This window comes from Sphaerisporangium sp. NPDC004334 (assembly GCF_053602655.1).
In genome coordinates this window covers 71,218-90,514 of the sequence record NZ_JBSGDZ010000015.1, presented here as the reverse complement: position 1 = coordinate 90,514, position 19,297 = coordinate 71,218, and the positions used below count along the sequence as shown (strand labels likewise).

Below are 19,297 nucleotides of genomic sequence, written 5' to 3'. Positions count from 1 at the left end.
AGCGTTTCGCCGGCCGTTCCGCGACGCTCGTCCAGCGGTTCCGTGCTCCCGTCCATCGGTTCCGGGGCATCGATGGGCTCCGCCGGGCGGATCCGTGGCGCCGGGAGGGGAATGTACCCGGGATCGAGCCGGGAGGGGCGGCTCGCGGCCGGGAAGGTGGGCGGATGGGCGAGGTGTGGTCGATCGCCGTGCGCGGGCTGTGCGGGGGGCTGCTGGTCATGGCCTTCGCTCTCGCCGGCGAGATCGTGAGCCCGAAGCGGTTCGCCGGCATCTTCGCCGCGGGGCCGGCCGTCGCGCTCGCGGGGATGGCCGTGACGCTGCTGGTGCTGGGGGAACGCCAGGTGGCGGAGGCGGGGCACGGCATGGTCGTCGGGGCGGTGGCGCTGGTCGCCTACTGCGCTTCGGCGGTCCCGCTGACGCGGCGGCTCGGCGCCACCGCCGGCAGCGCGGTGGCGATGGTGATCTGGGCGGCCGTCGCGGCCCTCGGCTGGGAGCTGATCACGTGAGCGACGATCCCGGCAGGATCCGCGTGCACCCCGAGAAGATCCGCGAGATCTCGCTGCCCGGGATGGCGCTGCGCTTCGCCTTCGGCATGGTGGTCTCCGTGATCGCCGGCCTGGTGGGGCAGCGGTGGGGGGTCACCGCGGGCGGGGTGTTCCTGGCCTTTCCCGCCGTCATGGCGGCCACGCTCACGTTGATCCAGGACGAGGAGCACAGCCGGGTCCCGGTCGCGCAGGACGCCCGGGGCGCGGTGCTGGGCGCGATCGGGATGATCGTCTTCGCGGTGTGCGTCTGGGCGCTGGCCGGCCGCGTCCCGGCGGCGCCGGCGATGGCGTTGGCGACCGTGGCCTGGATGATCGTCTCCGCCGTCCTCTACCTGGCGGTGCGGCGTCACACGAGATAGGTGTGCCGGGGTGTCACCGGGAGGATGGAGAACCCTCACCTCAGGGCGGCGGGAACCGAAGGTGGGAAAACGCTGGGCGACGGGCGAATAGGGGGCCCGATAGCGCGGTAGGGGTGGCCGGCGATAAGTGTGCGACGCGCTGTTTCGCAGGACGGCGCGGCTGTTCTTCCAATAATTCCCGGAAAATGACTGATGCGGCCGGAGACGTTGTCTCCGGCCGCACCTCAGCCGTCTGCCACTAGCGGTCGGTCAGATCCAGGGAGTGCTGTTGTCACTGGTGGGGGTGGGGGTGGGAGTCGGGGTCGAGCTCTGGGTCTGCGTGTCGCCCGGGGTCGTCGCGTCGGCCATGGACATGCCCGCGACGGCGGCGCTTCCGGCGGTGGCGAAGATGGCGACGATGGCGATGCGGGCGGCGGCGGACTTCATGTTCTTCATCATTTTGCTGACCCCTTTTTTGTGGCCTTCGGCTTGTTTCCCTCACCGTTTTCCTGGTGACATTTACGAAGGTATGGGGGGTCGCTATCCATGCCTTATCGCTCCGCTTCTGTTTCACCACCGCCGAAGTAGGGGGCGGCGATAGCGGTTATCGAATGCCTTTTTCCGGAGGGCGTCGCGCCGCGCGGGAAGGTGGGCCATGGGCCTCGCGCCCCAGGTCGGGGAACGGCGATGACGGGCGATGACGGGCGACGACGGCAGCGACAGGGGCGGCCGGGTGGCGGGACGCGATGGCGGGACGCGATGGCGAGACGAGGTCGCGGCGTCGACCGGACGGGGGTGGCGCGTCCGCCCGGACGAGGATGGGCCGACGATGGCGGCAGGGAGCTGGGCGAGGAAGGTATGAGGCCGGTCGTCCGGTCGCTACCGTGTCGGACGTGAAGCCACATCGACGCATGCGGCGCGGTGGCCGCGCGGAGCGCGGCGCCCGGCCGGCGAAGGTGCCGCCGCCGGGGGAGCTGACGGGCATGGACGTCGTGCTCGTCGGCTACTTCTCCGCCAAGGAGCGGCATTACCTGGTGATCATGGACGAGTTCGCGAGCGCGGTGGCGGCCCTGGGCGCCCAGGTGGTGGGACGCTTCGTCCAGCGCCGGGGCGTCTCGGACGGCGGGGCGCGGACGATGGACGCGCCCTATTCGTCCCGCACGCTGGTCAGCGCCGGCAAGGTGGAGGAGATCGCGCTGGTCCGGGAGAAGACCCGTGCCGACGCCGTCATCTTTCTCAACCCGCTGACCGCGCACCAGGTCGAGACCCTCACCGGCCTGTTCAACTGCCCCGTGCTCTCCTCGCAGGACCTGGTGCCATAGGCGGGCGTCCTCACGAGGGCACTGTCGGGAACGCGGATACGGCGAGCGGCGCCGCCGTCGCGGCGGTCTCGGCCGGGAGCCGGGGGACGCCCGCCGGGACGCCGTGATGGACGGGTCCCGGTGGGCGTAGGCGCTGACCGGTGGATCACACCGGCATTGTTAGCGCTAACATTCGAGGGTCTCGAGGTGCGTCGTTCTTCCTGGCGCGGGCCCTTTTCGTAACCCGGGCTCGGCGCGCCTGTCAACCCACCGCCCGCCGCGGCTGAAATTTACAGCCGCCGGCCGGGCCGTGCCCGGACGCGGTGCCACCCGCGGGCGCAGGCGGAACGCGCCGCCGGCGGCCGGAGAACCCGCCGCTCACCGCCTGCGCGGCGCCCCCGGCGACATCTGGGCTCATGCTTGGGGGACGACGCGGGCATGGCGGACGGGCGCACGCCGGCCGTTGCGCGCCGGTGATCGCGGACGTACAGTCGCCACCGCCTCACCCCTCCACCCACAGGGGCGGGCCCTTCACGACGCCCTCCGGCCGCACCGACGGCCGCGGGCGACGGCCTGGCGCGGGAAGCCGGGCACCGGCACGACGCCCCGCCACCTGCGGCGCGCCTCCTCCGGCGCCGACCCGGCGTGCCCGCGCGGGCGCGCCTGTGCGCCGGACCGCCGTCCTGCCCCGGTGAGTCCCTGCCGCCCCGCCTCGCCCTGTGCCGTGGCGCGGGCGGCGCCGCTCGAACCACGGATGAGGACCAGGGATGAACTCCGCGACTTCCACGCCCAGAACCGGCCCGCGCCGCCGCCTCCGCCGAACGCTCGCGGCGGCGGCCGTCGCGGTCGCCGCCCTGTGCGGCTCCGCCCCGGCGCACGCCGCGACGTCCGCGCCCGCCCTGACCGGGAAAGCGACCGCTGCCCTGACCGCGAAAGCGACCGCCGCGCTGACCGCGTCCGCGACGGGTGCGGCAGGTACGACCGCCGCGTCGGCGACCGGTGCGACCCTCGGACAGGCCGCTCGGCGGTCCACGGCCGGGGGCGCCCCCTTCGCGGCCCGCGCCGCCTACCCCAACCCCGGGTACGTCACCGGATCGATCTCGGTGCACGACCCGTCCATGGTGAAGACGCCCGCCGGCGGCTACATCCTCGTGCACACCGGCGACAACATCGCCATCAAGACCTCCACCGACCGGACGGCCTTCCGTGACGCCGGCACGGTGTTCCCGGGCGGCGCGTCCTGGACGACGGCCTACACCGGCGGCAGCCGCAACCTGTGGGCGCCGGACATCTCCTACCGCAACGGCCGGTACTACCTGTACTACTCGGCCTCCACCTTCGGCTCCAACCACTCGGCGATCTTCCTGGCGACCAGCACGACCGGCGCCTCGGGAAGCTGGACCAACCAGGGCCTGGTCATCGAGTCCCGGACCTCCGACAACTTCAACGCCATCGACCCCAACCTGGTCGTCGACGGCCAGGGCGCCTGGTGGCTGTCGTTCGGCTCGTTCTGGTCGGGCGTCAAGCTCGTCCGGATCGACCCGGCCACCGGCAAGCGGGCCGACTCCACCATCCGGTCCATCGCCGGGCGCAACGGCGGCGCGATCGAGGCGCCGTACATCTTCAGGCGCGGCTCGTACTACTACCTGTACGTGTCGTTCGACCTGTGCTGCCGGGGCGCGTCCAGCACCTACCGCGTCATGGTCGGCCGCTCGACCAGCGTCACCGGCCCCTACGTCGACCGTAACGGGGTCGCGATGACCTCCGGGGGCGGCACCGAGATCCTCGCCGGGCACGGGAGCATCCACGGCCCCGGCCACCAGGCCGTCTTCACCGACGTCGACGCCGACGTGCTGGTCTACCACTACTACGCCGACAACGGCGCCTCGCGGCTCGGCATCAACCTTCTCGCCTACGACTCCGCCGGCTGGCCCTACGTCTACTGACCGGGGATGAGGGGGACCGGGCTCCGTCCGGTCCCCCGTCGCCCTAGCCGACGGTGTAGTTACGGAACAGCAGCAGGGCCAGGCACAGGGCCACCACGATGTTGACCACCGTGGCGGCGGCGAACACGCCCACCGGGCGCCAGCCGGCCTCCTTGAGGGAGGAGACGCGGAACTCCAGGCCGATGCTGACGAAGGCGAGGATGAGGAACCAGGTGCGCAGGTCGTTGGCCACGCCGATGACGGCCTTGCCGTGGTCGGCCGGGACGGTGGTCAGCCACCAGGTGGCGATCACCGACGCGGCCACGAACCCGATGACGAACTTGGGGAACCGCCGCCACAGCTCGACGGCGCTCGGCCTGGCGCTGTCGGCGCGGCGCTCGACGCGGAAGGCGAACCAGGCGGTCAGCGCCACGACGACGACCCCGATGAGCGCGTTCTGGGTGACCTTCACGATGGTCGCGATGGCCAGGGCGTTCTCGCCGACGATGGTGCCGGCGGCGGTCACCGCGGCGGTGGTGTCGATGTTGCCGCCGATCCACGCGCCGGCCACCTCGGGAGTCAGGCCGAAGGCGGAGGCCAGCGCCGGCAGGATGAAGATCGACGGCAGGGCGAAGGCGATCACCAGGCTGGCGCTGTAGGCGAGTTGCTCGCGCCGGGCCTGCACGGCGCCGGCCGCGGCGATGGCGGCGCTGACCCCGCAGATGGACACGGCCGCCGACAGCAGCGCGCGGAGCTTGTCGTCCAGGCCGAGCCGGCCGCCCAGCCACCAGGTGAACAGGAAGACCGTGCTGATCAGCACGATGCCCTGGACGATGGCGGGCCCGGCCGCGGTGACGATCACCTTGAGGTTGATCGACGCGCCGAGCAGCACCAGGCCGGTCTTGATGAAGAACTCGGTGCGAAAACCTCCGGACAGCCGTTCGCGCAGGCCGGTCGCGGTGAGGACCGCGTTGCCCAGCAGGCCGAGGATGATGGCGTAGACCGGGAACTCGATGGCCTTGGCGAAGCTCGACCCGGCGAACCAGGCGGGGACGTTCTTGTCCAGGAACCGGGTCGCCGCGGCGAGCAGGAGCACGACGAGCACGCCGGCGACCGGCCACTGCCAGGCGACGGGCGCGCGGGCCGGTGCGGTCTCCGGGACGGTCCGCTCGGTGCTCATCAGGGCACCAGCCCGACGGGGATCACGCCGATGATGATCAGCACGAGGAGCGCCAGGCCGACGATGGTCGCCGCCCAGTCCTCGTTGATCGCGATACGGCTCTCGCTGCTCGTCGGCGGTTCCTGGCCGCTCATACCGGCGCCTCCGGCGATCGCTGCACGCTCATGGCGGTGCCTTCCTGCGGCCCTCGGACCGCGTCGGGACGGGCCGTCACTCGCAGCCCGCCCCAAGAGTCGGGCGCATTTAGCTATAAGTCAATAGGGAATACATGGATTAGGTCCGGGGCAGGGCCCGGCCGGAGCGACCCGGAGGTCAGGCCGGGACCCGGCACGGTGACCCGGGTGTCCGGCGCCGGACCGCGCCTGGGCGCCTCCTCGGCCGCGTACCTCCGTCCGGAGGGCGGCGCGCTTTCCGTGTCCCGGCGAACCCGCACGGTGTCCGGCCGCATGTAGTTTTCATCGGACGGCGCCGTCCATCACCCCTTTGACCATGAATGCAACACATATCGCTTTCCCTGTGTCATATCCATATTGCTCGGAGCGTGACGCCGTCGTTATGATCCCTCGATGCGGAGTAGCCTCGGGATGATCGCCCTCCGACGGGGTGCCCGCCTCCGCCTTGACAGTGCGACGGCCGGCGCTTTCTTCGTGCCCGCCCTCCGATTCTCCCGACACAGGGGTGCTTCGACTCGTGCATGAAATCGACCGGCCCGAATTGGCGACGCCGGAAAGCGGAGAGCGTTTCACGGCCGCGCTCCACCTCCCCTCCCGCGGCCACGTCCGCGCGCCCCAGTGACATGTGGGTCCTCGGGCTCAACGCACCCGCGGTCGGCTGGCACGACGTGGCCGCCTGCCTGGTGGACGGCGACGGTGTGGTCCACGCGCTGGTGGAACAGGAGCGGGTCAGCCGCGTCAAGCACGGCCTGCGCGAGTACCCCGCCCGCGCGGCCCAGGCGTGCCTGGACATGGCCGGCATCACCGCGGCCGACGTGGACGTCGTCACCGTCGGCTGGGACATGCCCCGGCACTCGGCGCGCGACGATCTCGGCCTCGACCCCCCGGTGCTCGGCCGGCCGTGGCGGTTCGGCGACAGCCGCGACTGGCTCGCCACCGCGCTCGGGTGGCGGGTCGACGCGGCCCGCCACCCCGAGGTCGTCTTCGTCCCGCACCACCTCGCCCACGCCTGCGCGTCCTTCTACGCCTCCGGGCACGCCGAGGCGGCCGTCCTGGTGGTCGACGGCAACGGCGACGACGAGAGCGTCTCTATCTACGACGCCCGCTACGGCCGGATGCTGGTGCGCCGCGAGCGCTGGCCCATCCCGCACTCGCTGGGGCTGATGTACGACGCGGTCTCCAGGACCATCGGGCTGTCGTTCCTCGAGGCCGGCAAGACCATGGGCCTCGCCGCGTACGGCAAGGCCCGCGGCGCCGACCGCTGGCCGATCTACGAGGTGTGCGCCGGCGCCTTCACGCCTCCCTTCGACCTGCCGCCCGGCGCTCCGCACCGCGACGTGATGCGGGCCTGGTGGGACCACTTCGCCCGCATCGGCTTCCGGCGGCACGACGGTGACCCGGCCACGCTGGACGGCGACGAGGACGCCGTCCGGCTCGCCTGGAGCGCCCAGGCGAGCCTGCAGGAGGTCATGGCGATGCTCGCGCGCCGGGCCAGGGAGGTGACCGGGCACGACGTCCTGTGCCTGTCCGGCGGCGTCGCGCTGAACTGCTCCTCCAACGGCCTGCTGCCGCCGCCGGTGTACGTGCCGCCGGTGCCGCACGACGCGGGCGTGTCGCTCGGCTCGGCCTGGGCGGTCGCGCCGCCCGCCCGTCCCCGCGCCCCGCTCAGCCCGTACCTGGGCCGGCGGGTGCGGCCCCGGGAGATCGACGAGGCGCTCGCGCGGCACGGGCTCGCGGCCCGGGAGGTGCTGCCCGAGACCGTCGCCCGCTGGCTGCTGGCCGGCCGGATGGGCGGCGTCGTCACCGGGCGGGCCGAGATCGGCCCCCGCGCGCTGTGCCATCGTTCGATCATCGCGGCGGCCACCGACGACCGGATGCGCGACCGGCTCAACCGCGCCAAGGGCCGCGAGTTGTGGCGGCCGCTCGGCCCGGTGGGCCTGGCCGAGAGCGAGGGACGCCACTGGGAGGCCAGCCCGCTGCACCGCTACATGGTGGGCGCCAGCCTGATGACCGACCTCGGCGCCAAGGAGGCCCCGGCCGGCGTGCACGTCGACGGCACCGCGCGTCCGCAGATGATCGGCCGTGAGGACGGGGTGGTGTGGGACGTGCTCGACCGGTTGCGCGCGAGTGGCGCACCGGCCGTGGCGATCAACACCTCCTTCAACACCCGGGCGGAGCCGATCGTCGACGACGCCGAGGGCGCCGTGCGCTCGGCCCGGGCGATCGGCCTGGACTTCCTCATCCTGGAGGACCGCCTGGTCGACCTGAGCGGCGACGGCTGACCGGGCGCGGACCGGTCAGGCGCCGCCCACAGGGCGGCGCCTGACCGTGGAAGGCGAAAGGCGCCCCGCTCGTGCGGGACGCCGTCGCGGTGGGCCGGCGGTCACCAGGTGGCCGGCTTGCCCTTCTGGTACAGCCACACGTCGAAGAAGCCCTTGAGGTCCTTGCCGGACGCGCTCTGCGCCGCGGCGACGAAGTCGGCGGTGGTGGCGTTGCCGTACTTGTGCGTGGTGGCCCAGTCCTTGAGCAGCGTGAAGAACGCCGCGTCACCGATCTTGCCGCGCAGCGCGTGCAGCGTCATCGCGCCCCGGTTGTAGGGCACGTTTCCGAACATGTCGACCGGCCCGGGGTCGGTCAGGACGGTCTGCCAGAACGACGAGGTGGCCGCGCGCCCGTAGTTGCTCGCGCTGTCGAAGGTCTGCTGCGCGGTGGCGCCGCCGTTGTGCTCGGTCCACAGCCACTGGGCGTAGGTCGCGAAGCCCTCGTTGAGCCAGATGTCGGACCAGCGCTTCAGCGACACGCTGTCGCCGAACCACTGGTGGGCGAGCTCGTGGGCCATGGTGCCGAGGCTCGGCGCGCTGGAGAAGATCGGCTTGGTCTGGCTCTCCAGGGCGTAGCCGACGTCCGGCGCCTTGTCGATGATCGCGCCGGTCGAGGCGAAGGGGTAGGGGCCGAAGAGCGAGGAGAAGTACTCGACGATGTCGGGGATGCGGGCGACGGTGGCCGCCGACTGGCTCGCGAGCTGCGGGTCCACGGCGGTGTAGACCGGGACGCCGCTCGGCGTGACCGACCTGGCGACCTGGAATCTGCCGAGGGTCACCGTGGCCAGGTAGGTCGCCATCGGCTCGGTGGAGTCCCACACGAAGGTCGTCCTGCCGCCGGTGGTCGTCTGCGACAGCAACTGCCCGTTGCCGACGACGGTGATGCCCTCGGGCACGGTCGCGTGGAAGGTGAACGTCGCCTTGTCCGTCGGGTGGTCGTTGCCGGGCAGCCAGGCCGGCGACCCCTGCGGCTCGCCCGGGACGAACGCGCCGTCGTCGGTGGGCACCCAGCCCTCGATGGAGTCGTCGGGGTCGGTGATGACCGGCGGCGTGCCCGCGTACTTGACCTGGACGGTGAACCGCTCGCCGTTCTTCAGCTTGGGCCGCGGGGTGACGACGAGCTCCTGTCCTTCCCGCTTGAACGACGCCGGGTGCTTGCCGACGGTGAGGGAACTGATCTCGGGGCCGCGGAAGTCCAGGTCGAACCGGTCGAGGTCCTGGGTCGCCACCGCGGTGATCGTCGTGGTGGCGTCCATGCGCTTGGTGGCCGGGTCGTAGGAGAAGACGACGTCGTAGTGCCGCACGTCGTAGCCGCCGTTGCCCTCGGAGGGGAAGTACGGGTCCCCGACGCTCGGCGCGCCCGCCGAGTACCGCGGCCCGCCGGGGTCGCCGGGGGCGGCGAAGGCGGGTGGGGCGCAGACCAGGACGGACAGCCCCGCCACGACGGCGGCTCCCCGCAGACCACGAGACCTCATCGAATTCCTCTCTGGACGCTCCCTGCCGGAACCGGCTGGTTTCTAGGGGAGCGGAGCATGTGGACGCCACGTGCGATCCAGGTCGGATCGTACAAACCCCCCTTAAACCGGTCAAGATCCACTGAATCCCCTGAAAAGCAACTTTCCCCGCTTTCTACCCCAGAACGGATGGTCGCTCGCACGGGTACGGTCCGCGAAAAGCACCGGCCGGCAGGGGGTACGGCACTCCGAGGCGTCCAGGCTCCCATGGGTCACCGCGCCCCGTCCCGCCGGTTGTGAACTTCTCGTTACGTCCTCGGCCGGGCCGCCGCCGCCCCTCGCCGGGTCTCACTGCGACGGCATCAGGACGACCTTGCCGGTGAACCCGCCGGCCTCGGCGAAGCGCAGCGCCGCCGCCGCCTCGGTCAGCGGGAAGGTGCGGGCCACCTGCGCCGTGATGCTCCCGGCGGCCAGCATGGCGAACAGCCGGCCGAGGTCGGCGCGCAGCTCGGCGCGGTAGCGGTCCAGGTGGCGGGCCTTGCCGGCCCACAGGTTGAAGAAGTGGGCGCCGCGTCCGTTCGGCAGATGATTCCAGACCGCCAGCCGGGCCACCAGCTTGAGCACCGCCAGCGTGCCGCTGCCCGGCTTGTCGCGGGTGGACGCGCTGCCGTAGGACACCAGCGTGCCGCCGCGCGCCAGCATCCGCCAGGAGCCGGCGATGCCCGGGCCGCCGACGTGGTCGAACACCGCCGCCACGCCCTCGGGCGCCAGCTCGCGCACGCGGGCGGGCACGTCGTCGTGGTAGTCGACGGGGATCGCGCCGAGCTCCCGCAGCCGGTCGTGACCGCGCGGCGAGGCCGTGCCGATGACCCGGACGCCGGCGTGCCGGGCGAGCTGGACCAGCGTCGAACCCACCCCGCCGTTCGCGCCGAGCACGACGATCGTCTGTCCGGCCCGCACCCGGGCCGTGCGGTGCAGCATGCGCCAGGCGGTGACGCCGTTGACCACGACGGTTTCGGCCTCGGCCGCGCTCACCCCGTCCGGCACCGGGACCAGGTCGGCCACGTCGAGCACGACGCGATCGGCCCACCCGCCGATCTTGGTCAGCGCCGCGACCCGCTGCCCCACCTCCACGGGCGAGCCGCCCGCGCCCGGAGCCGTCCGGCCGCCGAGGGCCTCCACGACGCCGACCAGGTCGTACCCGGGGACGAAGGGGAAGGCCGGCTGGTCGTAGTACTTGCCCCGGCGCATCTGCTGCTCAGCGAAGGACACCCCGCTCGCCTCCACCCGCACCACCGCCTGACCGGCCCGCGGCGCGGGCAGCTCCCTGCCGCGCACCAGCATCGCCTCCGGCTCCCCGACTCCGGCGAGCACGATCTCGGTCGTCTCCATGGCCCGTCTCCTCAGCGTAGTTATAGCCTCTAACTAAAGTTAGAGTATCTGAAAATCGGCGCATGACAAGAGGAGGGCCTGCGCGCGGCCGCGCCGCCAGGGGGCGATGGAACGGCATGGAACGCCTCGAGGGTGAGACCAGTTCCCCCTCTAAGGAGAAACCTCCCGTGCCAAGAACCATCTCCCTGTCACTGTTCGGACTCGTAGCCCTGTTCGCGGCCGCGGTCCTGGCGACCCCGGCGTCCGCCGCCTCCGCCTCGCTGGCGTGCCAGGTCATCCCGTCCACCAGCGGGTCGAGCACGACCGTCTGCGGCACGTTCCGGGCCGCGTCCAGCTACGTGATCGACAACGCGGTACAGGGCGGTCCGGCGAGCGGCTACGACTGGCAGGTGCCCTCGGGCACCAAGGTCGTCGGCGGCTGCAACTCCACCACCCCGTTCTGCGACCTGTCCGTGCGCGCCGCCGCCCGTGACCGCGAGTTCGTCACGTCGGTGGGGGTGCCCGGCTCCGGCACCCTCTCGGTCACCGCGGTGCTCCCTGCCGTCTGCGGCGCCTTCCTCTGCTGATCCTCGACGCGCGCGGACGTCGCCTACGGCGGCCCGCGCGCACCGCACCCCGAGCCCGGGGCCGGGAACCCATCCGGCCCCGGGCGGCGCCGTGTCTACGGCGCGTCGTCCGGATCGGTGACGCGGTAGCCGACGCCGGGGGTCGTGGTGATGATCGGCGGGCCGCCGAGTTTGCGGCGCAGCCGGCCGATGGTGACGGCGACGGTGTTGGTGAACGGGTCGGCGTGTTCGTCCCAGACCTGCTGGAGCAGGGCCTCCGCGCTCAGGAACGCGGGGCCGGCCCGCAGGAGGGCCTCGAGGACCGCGAACTCCTTGACCGACAGGTCGAGCCGCCGGCCGTCGCGGGTGGCCGTGCGGCGCAGCGGATCGAGTTCGATGCCGGCCGCGCGCAGCGTCCGCGGCCGGGCGGCGGGGCGCCGCCGGGCCAGGGCGCGGACGCGCAGCACCAGTTCGGGGAAGTGGAAGGGCTTGGCCAGGTAGTCGTCGGCGCCCTGTGTGAGGCCGCTGACCCGGTCGGCGGGGGAGCCGGCGGCGGTGAGCATCAGGACCATCGGCCGGTCGTCGTGGTCGGTGATCATCTGGCAGAGCGTGTCGCCGTGGATCCCGGGCAGGTCGCGGTCCAGGACGACGACGTCGTAGGCGTTGAGATCGAGCTTGGTGGCGGCGGACAGGCCGTCGTGCGCGAGGTCGACGGCCATGCCCTGGTCGCGCAGCCCCTCGGCCAGGACCTCGGCCAGCGACAGCGCGTCTTCGACCACCAGCAGCCTCACGCGGCGGCGCCCCGAGGTACGGCGGCCGGCAGTGGCAGCGAGACGGTGACGCGCAGGCCGCCCTCGGGCCGGGCGTGCAGTTCGAGGCGGCCGCCGTGCGCGGCGGCGACGGCGGCGACGATCGACAGGCCGAGGCCCGAGCCGGTCCCGGAGCCGGTCCGGTCGGCGGTGAGCCGCCGGAACGGCTCGCCGAGCCGGGCGATGTGCCGCGGGTCCAGAACCGGGCCGCCGGTCTCCACGGCCAGCCGCGCCGAGCCGTGCTCGGTCCGGGTGGCGACGCGGATCCAGCCGCCGTCCTGGTTGTGGACGACGGCGTTGTCGACCAGGTTGTCCGCCATGCGCGTCAGCAGCGTCGGGCTGCCCTGGATCGGCGGGGTGTCCCGCAGGCCGCCGTCGTCCACGGTCAGGTTCTTCTCGGCGATGCCGGCGGCGTGGGCGGCCAGTGCGCCGGAGACCAGGTCGCCGAGCGACACCGCGGCCCGGTCGGGGAGCGCTCCGTGTTCCGCGCGGGCCAGGACGAGGAAGCCCTCCAGGAGGCGGTCCACCAGGTCGAGTTCGGTGCGCAGCCGGTCGGCGAGCGCGACCGTCTGCGGGGGCGCCGGCCGCGGCTTGGCCATGGCCACGTCCAGCGCGGCCCGCATCGTCGTCAGCGGCGTCCGCAGCTCGTGGGAGGCGTTGGCGACGAAGCGGCGCTGGGCGGCGAAGGACGCCTCCAGGCGTTCCAGCAGTCCGTCGATGGTGTCGGCGAGCTCCTTGACCTCATCGGCCGGGCCGGGCACCGCCAGCCGCTCGTGCAGGTTCTCGGCGGAGATCCGCCGCGTGGCCGCCGTGATCGTGCGCACCGGGCGCAGCACCCGGCCGGCGACGGCGTTGCCCAGCACGACCGACACCGCCGCCATCACCACCAGCGCGATGAGCGAGCCCACCAGGAGCTGGCGCGACTGGAGCGCGTGGACGTCCGCCAGCTCCGATTCCAGTTGGTGGATCCTCTCCCGGGCGACGGCGAGACCGGCCCCCGGGGCGTCCATGCCGGGCGCGTGGGAGGTCGCGCTGCCGCTGGACAGCAGGTACGTCAGGAGCAGCAGGCCGATCCCCGACATCAGGAACAGGCCGGCATACAAGATCGTGATGCGCAACCGCACCGTCCGCCCCGACCCCTCGCGCCGCCGGGACCCCTCATGGCGCGGCGACCCCTCTGATCGTCCGGACCGCCGTCCCGGCTCCTCACGGCGCTCCGACCTCACCACCGGCCCCGCCTCTCGCGGCATAGCATCCTCACCATCCGGGTCCGCTCGTCCCCGCATGGCATCCTCGCCGGCCCTCGCAGCGCCGATCCGCCCGCGCCGGTGACCGGCGACGCCACGCGGTCTCGTCGCCCGGTCCCGTGCCTCCCGGCGTCGCGGTGCGCGCACTGGTCCATCCGCGGGCACGTCGAGAGCACCAGGATGGTCTGCGGGACCTAACACCGATATAACACCCGCGGACTCCGTCGCGGTGACGTGAGCGTTCCGGCCCCTTTTCGATCTCTGACGCCTACCATTGCTGAACGATAAGCCGGTCATATACCGATACCTCCGCCGATCGGGTCGTTACCGCCGTTTCGACGGTCTGGGACAAGAGGAGCCGGGCATGCACGATTCCGCCGAGTCGGCCGAGCCGCCGTTCCCGTACCCGCTGCTGGAGGCGCTGCGGACCTCGCCCGGCGGCACGGCCTTCGAACAGGGGGACAGGCGCGTCTCGCGGGGGGAGCTGCTGGATCTCATCGGGCGGCTGGCCGCCGCGCTGCGCGACGCGGGCCTCGGTCCCGGCCGGGGGGTCGCCATCCGCGCGGGCGTCTCGCCGGAGGCGTTCGCCGCGCACATGGCCGCGCACGCGCTGGGCTGCCGCGTCCTGTGCGTACGTCCCGGCTACACCCCCCGCCTGCTCGCCCACGTGTTCGGCATGGACATCGACGCGGTGGTCCTCGACGCCTCGACGGCGACGCCGGAGCTGCTCCAGGCCGCCGGACCTGCCACGGTGCTCTCGCTCGGACCCGTCGCGGGCGCGGCCGACCTGCTCGACCACCCCGGCGGCGACGGCCCGCTCCAGATCACGGCCCGGCCGGACGACGTGGCGATGCTGATCTTCACCAGCGGCAGCACGGGCGAGCCCAAGGGCTGCGCGATGACCTACCGCGCGCTCGGCGCGCACTGGTCGTGGCACCCGCGCAACTGGTCGCCGATCGCCACCGCGCTGGCCGGGTCCTTCCAGCGCTTCCTGCTGTTCGGCACGCTGTCCGCCACGGTCATCCTGGACTACGTCATGCTGTGCCTGCTCGGCGGCGGCACCGCGGTGATCCCCGAGGAGGACGGCGGGCCGCTGTTCCCGTACGCGATCGAGCGTCATCGCATCACCGGCTCGGTCATGGCCGCGCCCCGGCTGTGCGCCATGCTCGACGTGCTCCGCGACGAACAGGTCGACCTCGGCAGCCTGCGCGCGCTGATGGTCGGCGGGTCGTCCATCAGCGCCCACCGGCTGACCGAGGCGGTGGAGCGGCTGGGCCCGGTGGTCTACCACGGGTACGGGATGACCGAGTCCGGCCTGATCTCCATCCTGACCCCCGACGACCTCGCCCGCTTCCCGGACCGCGCGCCGGCCTCGGTGGGCCCGCCGCACCCCGGTGTCGAGATCAGCGTGCGCGACGAGGAAGGCCGTCCGGTCCCCACAGGGCGGACCGGTGAGATCCACGTCCGCACCCCGTACCTGATGGCGGGCTACTGGGGACGTCCGGAGGAGACCGCCGAGGTGCTGCGGGACGGCCTGCTGCGCACCCGCGACCTCGGCCACCTGGACGAGAACGGCCTGCTTTACCTGGTCGGCCGGATCAGGGACGTCATCATGGTCAACGCGATGGTGGTGTACGCCGGGCCCATCGAGCGCGTCCTGGCCGCGCACCCCGACGTGGCCGAGGCGTACGTGACCGGCGCGCCGGACGAGCGGACCGGGGAGGCCGTCCACGCGTTCGTCGTGCCGGCCGCCGGCCGCACCCCCGACCCCGGTGCGCTGACCGAGCTGGTGCGGGCCGACCTCGGCGCGGACAGCGTCCCGCGGACGATCACGACGGTGTCCACCGTGCCGGTCGCGGCCAGCGGTAAACCGGACAAGCGCGCCCTGTTGGAGCAGTACGGCCCGGCGGCGACCTGACCGGAACGGCGCTCGAAGGCGTCGCCGCCGCGAGCCCCGGCGATGTCGGGGGCCTTTCGCTTCCCGCCATTCCGGGGCCAGGGGAGTTGCTTCACCTGTCGACGAAACGGCGGTTCGGCGTAATCGACTCCGCGCGTGTTCCGGCGCGACGCGGAATACCGTACTGTGACGCGCGACAGCGACGACGCTCACAGGAGATGTGATGACGCCCGCTCGCCCGGCCGTCCGCCGCAATGGTCGCAACACTCGGAACGCTCGCGATGGTCGCGATGCCCCGAACGCTCGCAGTGGTCGTGACGCTCGCGGCGCCGGCGGCCGTACGTCCGCCGCCGCGCGGCGCGAGCGCCTCCCGTGGCACTGGATTCTGTCCGCGATCGTCGTGGCCGCCTTCGTCGTGCACGCCAACGGCATCGGCAACGGCTTCATCTATTTCGACGATCCCGAGAGCGTGGTGGACAACGTGTCCATCCGCGAAGTCGACGGGGCCGCCATCGGCCACTGGTTCACCACCCCGCTGCAGTCGATGTACACACCACTGGTGTACGCGTCGTACGCGATCGACCATCTGGTCGGCCAGGGCGCGATGGGCGTCTACCACTTCACCAACGTGCTGCTGCACCTTGCCAACGTGGTGCTGGTGTTCCTGCTGGTCCGCGGGCTGACCGAGCGGGTGTTCCCGGCCGCTTTCGTGGCGGCGGCCTTCGCGGTCCATCCCGTGAACGTGGACACCGTCGCCTGGATCTCCGCCCGCAGCAATCTGCTGGCGACGCTGTTCTCCCTGGCCGCGCTGCTGGCCTACCTGCGTCATCTCGACTCGCGGCGCTGGGGGTCGCTGGCGTGGTCGGCGGCCCTTTTCGGGCTGGCCACGTTGTCGAAGTCGACCGCTGTCGTGCTTCCCCTGGTGCTGTTCCTCGTCGATTTCCTCAAGGGCCGCAGGCCGAGCCGGCGTTCGTTTCTGGAGAAGGTCCCGTTCCTGTTCATCGCCGCGGCCATGGGGCTGGTCGCGCTCACCGCGCGGCAGGATGTGGTGCCGCCCCGCGACTACACCGTCGTCGACCGGTTCTTTCTCGCCTGTTCGGCGGTGGTCGACTATCTGGCGCAGCTCGTCGGCCCCTTCCATCTGTCGCTCGCCTACGAATACCCCGGAAAACCCCTGCCGTGGTACGTCCTGCTCTCCCCGCTCGTGCTGGCGGCGGTGGTGGCGGCCCTGCTCGTGCCCAGGTCGTCGCGCAAGGTCGTGGTGTTCGGGCTGGCGTTCTTCGCGGTCGGCATCGCGCTCACGCAGGCCGTGCTGCTCATCGACAACTACCACGCCAACAGGTACGCGTATCTGCCCTATCTCGGCCTGTTCCTCATCGCGGCTCACTTCGCGGAGAAGGCGTTCCAGCACCGCGACCGGGTTCCGCGCATCGCGGTGACCGGGGCGATGGCGGTGTTCGCCGTGCTGTTCGCCACGCTGACGATCACCAGGAACATGGCCTGGAAGGACACCGAGACCATCATGAGCGACGCCATCGCCAAAGAGCCCGGAGTGGCGTTCGCGCACAACAGCCGGGGCATCGCCAGGTACACCGCCGGCGACTACACCGGCGCGGCACCGGATTTCGAGGCCACCATCGCACTCGACCGCGATTTCATGCTCGCCTACTACTACCTGGGCCTGATCAGGTACCAGAACGGCGACTACGCGGCGGCGCTGTCCAAGCTCGACTACGTGGTGTCACGGCTGCCGACCTTCGCCCCCGGCTACAGCGAGCGCGGCAGGACCAGACTCGCGCTGAAGGATTACGCGGGCGCGCGGGCGGACCTGTCCACCGCCATCCGCTATGACCCCGGCCTGGTGGAGGACTACCACCTCCGGGGGCTCGCCGAAGCCGGCCTCGGCGACACCGGCGCCGCCTGCGCCGACTGGAGGACGGCGGCCTCTCTCGGCAACGCGGACGCCGGCAGGTCCATCGCCGGCGCCCACTGCCCGGGTTGACCGCCGACCGGGTTGACCGTCGACCGGGTTGACCGCCGGCCGCACTCGGGGCGCGGCCGCCGCGTCCCTGAACGTTTCACCGGCCGCGAGCTCCGTCCCCGGGTTCTCACCAGCACGGATCAGTGCCCGCTCCCGCAGCGGACGGCGCGGAGGTTGACCGGCGACTCCCGGCGGCCGTAACTACGCCCATGTTCTCTTTCGTGAATGCCGTACAGAGGTGTGAACGGCACCCGCGTAACGGGATCGAGGCCGGCCCCGCGCCGCCTCGGCCATGGAGGTGCGCGCTCAAATGTGAGCGCTAACAACAGCGGCCCGGGACGTAGCCCGGTCACGGGCTGTCCCGCCGCCGGCATCCACGCGCCGGGCGGTGCGCAGGTCCCATCGTCTCTCATCACGCAAAGGAGCGGTCCTTGCTCTCTCGGCCCCCCATGCGACGGCGTCGCCTCGCCATCTTCAACGCGGTCACGGCGATGGTCGTCGCCGCGGCCGGACTCGCGACCTTGACCTCCCAGGCCGACGCCGCGACCGGCTGCAAGGTCACCTATGCCGTCGCCTCGCAATGGCCCGGCGGATTCACCGCCAACGTCGAGGTGACCAACCTCGGCGATCCGCTGACGAGCTGGTCCCTGGGCTGGTCCTTCGGCGCCGGCCAGCAGGTCACCACCGGCTGGAGCGCCACCTTCTCCCAGAGCGGGAGCCAGGTCACCGCGACGAACGTCTCCTACAACGGCTCGCTGGCCACGGGCGGCGCCGTCGCGATCGGCTTCCAGGGCACCTGGACCTCCTCCAACCCCGTGCCCGGGTCGTTCACCCTCAATGGCGTCACCTGCACGGGAGGCGTCGGCGGCACCCCCACGCCGAGCTCGACCCCGACGCGCTTCCCCTCGCCGACCCCCACTCCCACCCCGCCGCCCTCGCCGACCCCCACGCCGACCCCCACGCCCACCCCGACGACGCCGCCCCCCACCGGACTGGTCGGCTGGGCGACACAGGGCGGGGGCACCACCGGCGGCGCCGGCGGCGCCACGACCACCGTCACCTCCCTGAGCGCGCTCACAAGCGCGGTCTCGGGCAACGGCGCCAAGACCGTCCAGGTCAACGGCAACTTCAGCTGCTCCGCCGACGTGCGGGTGGGCTCCAACACCACCGTCCTCGGTGTCGGCTCGAACTCCGGACTGACCGGCTGCGGCCTCAACATCAGGGACGTCAGTAACGTCATCGTCCGCAACATGAAGATCTCAAAGGTCCTGGCCGACAACGGCAACGGCGACGCGATCCACGTCGACCACTCCACCCGGCTGTGGTTCGACCACAACGACCTGTCCAGCGACACCGGCCACGGCACCGACTACTACGACGGGCTGCTGGACATCACCCACGGCGCCGACTACGTCACCGTCTCGTGGAACAAGCTGCACGACCACGTCAAGTGCTCGCTGGTGGGCCACAGTGACAGCAACGCGTCGGAGGACACCGGGCACCTGCGGGTGACCTACCACCACAACGCGTTCCAGACCTGCGCCCAGCGCAACCCGCGCGTCCGTTTCGGCAACCCGATCCACGTGTTCAACAACTACTACTACAAGAGCTCCTCCTACACCGACTACAGCTACGGCGTCGCCTCCACCTGTGGCGCCGGCGTCCTGGTCGAGGGCAACTACTTCGAGAACGTCGCCGAGCCCACCCACACCAGTGAGGGCTCCTCGCCGGGCGGCTCGATCGTCGCGCGCAACAACTACCTGGTGAACTCGGGCGCCTTGCAGACCGCCGGCAGCGTCAACTCCATCCCCTACTCCTACACCGTCGACACGCCCAGCGGCGTGAAGACGACCGTCCTCGCGAACGCGGGCACCGGCAAGATCTGACCGCCGCCGGCGGAACCGGCGACCGAAGGCCTCGGACCTGTTCCTCAGGTTCCGGGGCCTTCGGCGTCTCCGCCGGGGCGCCCCTGCTTCTTCTCGGCGCAGATGCGGGCCAGTTCGGCGCGCGATGCGATGTCGAGCTTGGCGAAGATCCGGCGAAGGTGGGTGGAGACGGTGTGCGGGGACAGGAACATCCGCGCGGCGGCCTGGCGGTTGGTCAGACCTCGGGCGATCAGCTCCGCCACCGCCCGTTCGGTCTCCGAGAGGCTGTCCCACCCGAAGGCAGCAGCGTCCAGCGTTGTCCTT

The 19,297-nt window shown here is 72.0% G+C and carries 17 protein-coding genes; 9 read left to right on the top strand and 8 right to left on the bottom strand.

The features are described 5' to 3' along the window. Window positions 1-164 precede the first annotated feature (164 nt). Complete coding sequence (locus ACWEN6_RS20850) at window positions 165-506, top strand: DUF3147 family protein (protein ID WP_452571946.1); 342 nt, start codon at window positions 165-167, stop codon at window positions 504-506. Next, a complete protein-coding gene (locus ACWEN6_RS20845) occupies window positions 503-904 on the top strand; it encodes a DUF3147 family protein (RefSeq protein WP_452571944.1) in 402 nt (133 codons plus the stop codon). The genes ACWEN6_RS20850 and ACWEN6_RS20845 overlap by 4 nt, the downstream gene beginning before the upstream one ends. 249 nt (window positions 905-1,153) lie before the next feature. Here the strand turns inward: ACWEN6_RS20845 and ACWEN6_RS20840 are convergent, their stop codons facing one another. Then, window positions 1,154-1,342 (bottom strand): hypothetical protein, encoded by a 189-nt coding sequence (locus ACWEN6_RS20840; protein ID WP_452571942.1) that lies wholly within the window; start codon window positions 1,340-1,342, stop codon window positions 1,154-1,156. A gap of 434 nt (window positions 1,343-1,776) precedes the next feature. On the opposite strand from ACWEN6_RS20840, the gene ACWEN6_RS20835 reads away from it, so the two are divergent. Continuing rightward, the gene (locus ACWEN6_RS20835; RefSeq protein WP_354921674.1) at window positions 1,777-2,205 is read left to right on the top strand and encodes an HflX-like GTP-binding protein; all 429 of its coding nucleotides are present in this window, start codon (window positions 1,777-1,779) and stop codon (window positions 2,203-2,205) included. A 746-nt stretch (window positions 2,206-2,951) separates the two neighbouring features. Beyond that, window positions 2,952-4,130, top strand: coding sequence for an arabinan endo-1,5-alpha-L-arabinosidase (locus ACWEN6_RS20830; RefSeq protein ID WP_452571940.1), 1,179 nt, complete (start codon window positions 2,952-2,954; stop codon window positions 4,128-4,130). A gap of 43 nt (window positions 4,131-4,173) precedes the next feature. On the opposite strand, the gene ACWEN6_RS20825 is transcribed toward ACWEN6_RS20830, so the two are convergent. Both ACWEN6_RS20825 and ACWEN6_RS20820 read right to left on the bottom strand, forming a co-directional pair. After that, window positions 4,174-5,289, bottom strand: a complete 1,116-nt coding sequence (locus ACWEN6_RS20825; RefSeq protein ID WP_452571938.1) for a YeiH family protein — start codon at window positions 5,287-5,289, stop codon at window positions 4,174-4,176. Next, window positions 5,289-5,423, bottom strand: coding sequence for a hypothetical protein (locus ACWEN6_RS20820; RefSeq protein ID WP_452571936.1), 135 nt, complete (start codon window positions 5,421-5,423; stop codon window positions 5,289-5,291). Before ACWEN6_RS20820 ends, ACWEN6_RS20825 begins: the two co-directional genes overlap by 1 nt. A 662-nt stretch (window positions 5,424-6,085) precedes the next feature. Between ACWEN6_RS20820 and ACWEN6_RS20815 the strand changes: the two genes are divergently transcribed. Next, window positions 6,086-7,744: a carbamoyltransferase C-terminal domain-containing protein gene (locus tag ACWEN6_RS20815; protein ID WP_452571934.1), complete on the top strand. Its 1,659-nt coding sequence runs from the start codon at window positions 6,086-6,088 to the stop codon at window positions 7,742-7,744. Between the two features lie 101 nt (window positions 7,745-7,845). Here ACWEN6_RS20815 and ACWEN6_RS20810 read toward each other — a convergent pair whose 3' ends face one another. After that, the gene (locus tag ACWEN6_RS20810) at window positions 7,846-9,258 is read right to left on the bottom strand and encodes a M1 family metallopeptidase (RefSeq protein WP_452571932.1); all 1,413 of its coding nucleotides are present in this window, start codon (window positions 9,256-9,258) and stop codon (window positions 7,846-7,848) included. A 327-nt stretch (window positions 9,259-9,585) separates the two neighbouring features. Next, a complete protein-coding gene (locus ACWEN6_RS20805; protein ID WP_452571930.1) occupies window positions 9,586-10,629 on the bottom strand; it encodes a medium chain dehydrogenase/reductase family protein in 1,044 nt (347 codons plus the stop codon). 167 nt (window positions 10,630-10,796) lie between these two features. On the opposite strand from ACWEN6_RS20805, the gene ACWEN6_RS20800 reads away from it, so the two are divergent. After that, entirely contained in the window at window positions 10,797-11,195 is a 399-nt protein-coding gene (locus tag ACWEN6_RS20800; protein WP_452571928.1) for a hypothetical protein, read from the top strand. A 95-nt stretch (window positions 11,196-11,290) separates the two neighbouring features. Here the strand turns inward: ACWEN6_RS20800 and ACWEN6_RS20795 are convergent, their stop codons facing one another. Both ACWEN6_RS20795 and ACWEN6_RS20790 read right to left on the bottom strand, forming a co-directional pair. Continuing rightward, on the bottom strand, window positions 11,291-11,965 hold the full coding sequence (locus ACWEN6_RS20795) for a response regulator transcription factor (protein WP_354921658.1): 675 nt from the start codon (window positions 11,963-11,965) through the stop codon (window positions 11,291-11,293). Beyond that, entirely contained in the window at window positions 11,962-13,107 is a 1,146-nt protein-coding gene (locus ACWEN6_RS20790) for a sensor histidine kinase (RefSeq protein ID WP_452571926.1), read from the bottom strand. The genes ACWEN6_RS20795 and ACWEN6_RS20790 overlap by 4 nt, the downstream gene beginning before the upstream one ends. Window positions 13,108-13,594: 487 nt before the next feature. On the opposite strand from ACWEN6_RS20790, the gene ACWEN6_RS20785 reads away from it, so the two are divergent. The 3 genes from ACWEN6_RS20785 to ACWEN6_RS20775 all read left to right on the top strand — a co-directional run bounded on the left by ACWEN6_RS20785 (window position 13,595) and on the right by ACWEN6_RS20775 (window position 18,994). Further along, a complete protein-coding gene (locus ACWEN6_RS20785; RefSeq protein WP_452571924.1) occupies window positions 13,595-15,148 on the top strand; it encodes a class I adenylate-forming enzyme family protein in 1,554 nt (517 codons plus the stop codon). Between the two features lie 379 nt (window positions 15,149-15,527). Continuing rightward, window positions 15,528-17,129 (top strand): glycosyltransferase family 39 protein, encoded by a 1,602-nt coding sequence (locus tag ACWEN6_RS20780; protein ID WP_452571923.1) that lies wholly within the window; start codon window positions 15,528-15,530, stop codon window positions 17,127-17,129. A gap of 410 nt (window positions 17,130-17,539) precedes the next feature. Then, on the top strand, window positions 17,540-18,994 hold the full coding sequence (locus tag ACWEN6_RS20775) for a pectate lyase family protein (protein ID WP_452571921.1): 1,455 nt from the start codon (window positions 17,540-17,542) through the stop codon (window positions 18,992-18,994). Window positions 18,995-19,038: 44 nt separating this feature from the next. Here the strand turns inward: ACWEN6_RS20775 and ACWEN6_RS20770 are convergent, their stop codons facing one another. After that, window positions 19,039-19,287, bottom strand: coding sequence for a helix-turn-helix domain-containing protein (locus ACWEN6_RS20770; RefSeq protein ID WP_452572183.1), 249 nt, complete (start codon window positions 19,285-19,287; stop codon window positions 19,039-19,041). Window positions 19,288-19,297: the final 10 nt, after the last annotated feature.

Coding starts and splice junctions, on each gene's coding strand:
- ACWEN6_RS20810 (WP_452571932.1), bottom strand. CDS start 9,258: ATGAGGTCTCGTGGTCTGCGGGGAGCCGCCGTCGTGGCGGGGCTGTCC.
- ACWEN6_RS20785 (WP_452571924.1), top strand. CDS start 13,595: ATGCACGATTCCGCCGAGTCGGCCGAGCCGCCGTTCCCGTACCCGCTG.
- ACWEN6_RS20840 (WP_452571942.1), bottom strand. CDS start 1,342: ATGATGAAGAACATGAAGTCCGCCGCCGCCCGCATCGCCATCGTCGCC.
- ACWEN6_RS20820 (WP_452571936.1), bottom strand. CDS start 5,423: ATGAGCGGCCAGGAACCGCCGACGAGCAGCGAGAGCCGTATCGCGATC.
- ACWEN6_RS20825 (WP_452571938.1), bottom strand. CDS start 5,289: ATGAGCACCGAGCGGACCGTCCCGGAGACCGCACCGGCCCGCGCGCCC.
- ACWEN6_RS20805 (WP_452571930.1), bottom strand. CDS start 10,629: ATGGAGACGACCGAGATCGTGCTCGCCGGAGTCGGGGAGCCGGAGGCG.
- ACWEN6_RS20815 (WP_452571934.1), top strand. CDS start 6,086: ATGTGGGTCCTCGGGCTCAACGCACCCGCGGTCGGCTGGCACGACGTG.
- ACWEN6_RS20830 (WP_452571940.1), top strand. CDS start 2,952: ATGAACTCCGCGACTTCCACGCCCAGAACCGGCCCGCGCCGCCGCCTC.
- ACWEN6_RS20850 (WP_452571946.1), top strand. CDS start 165: ATGGGCGAGGTGTGGTCGATCGCCGTGCGCGGGCTGTGCGGGGGGCTG.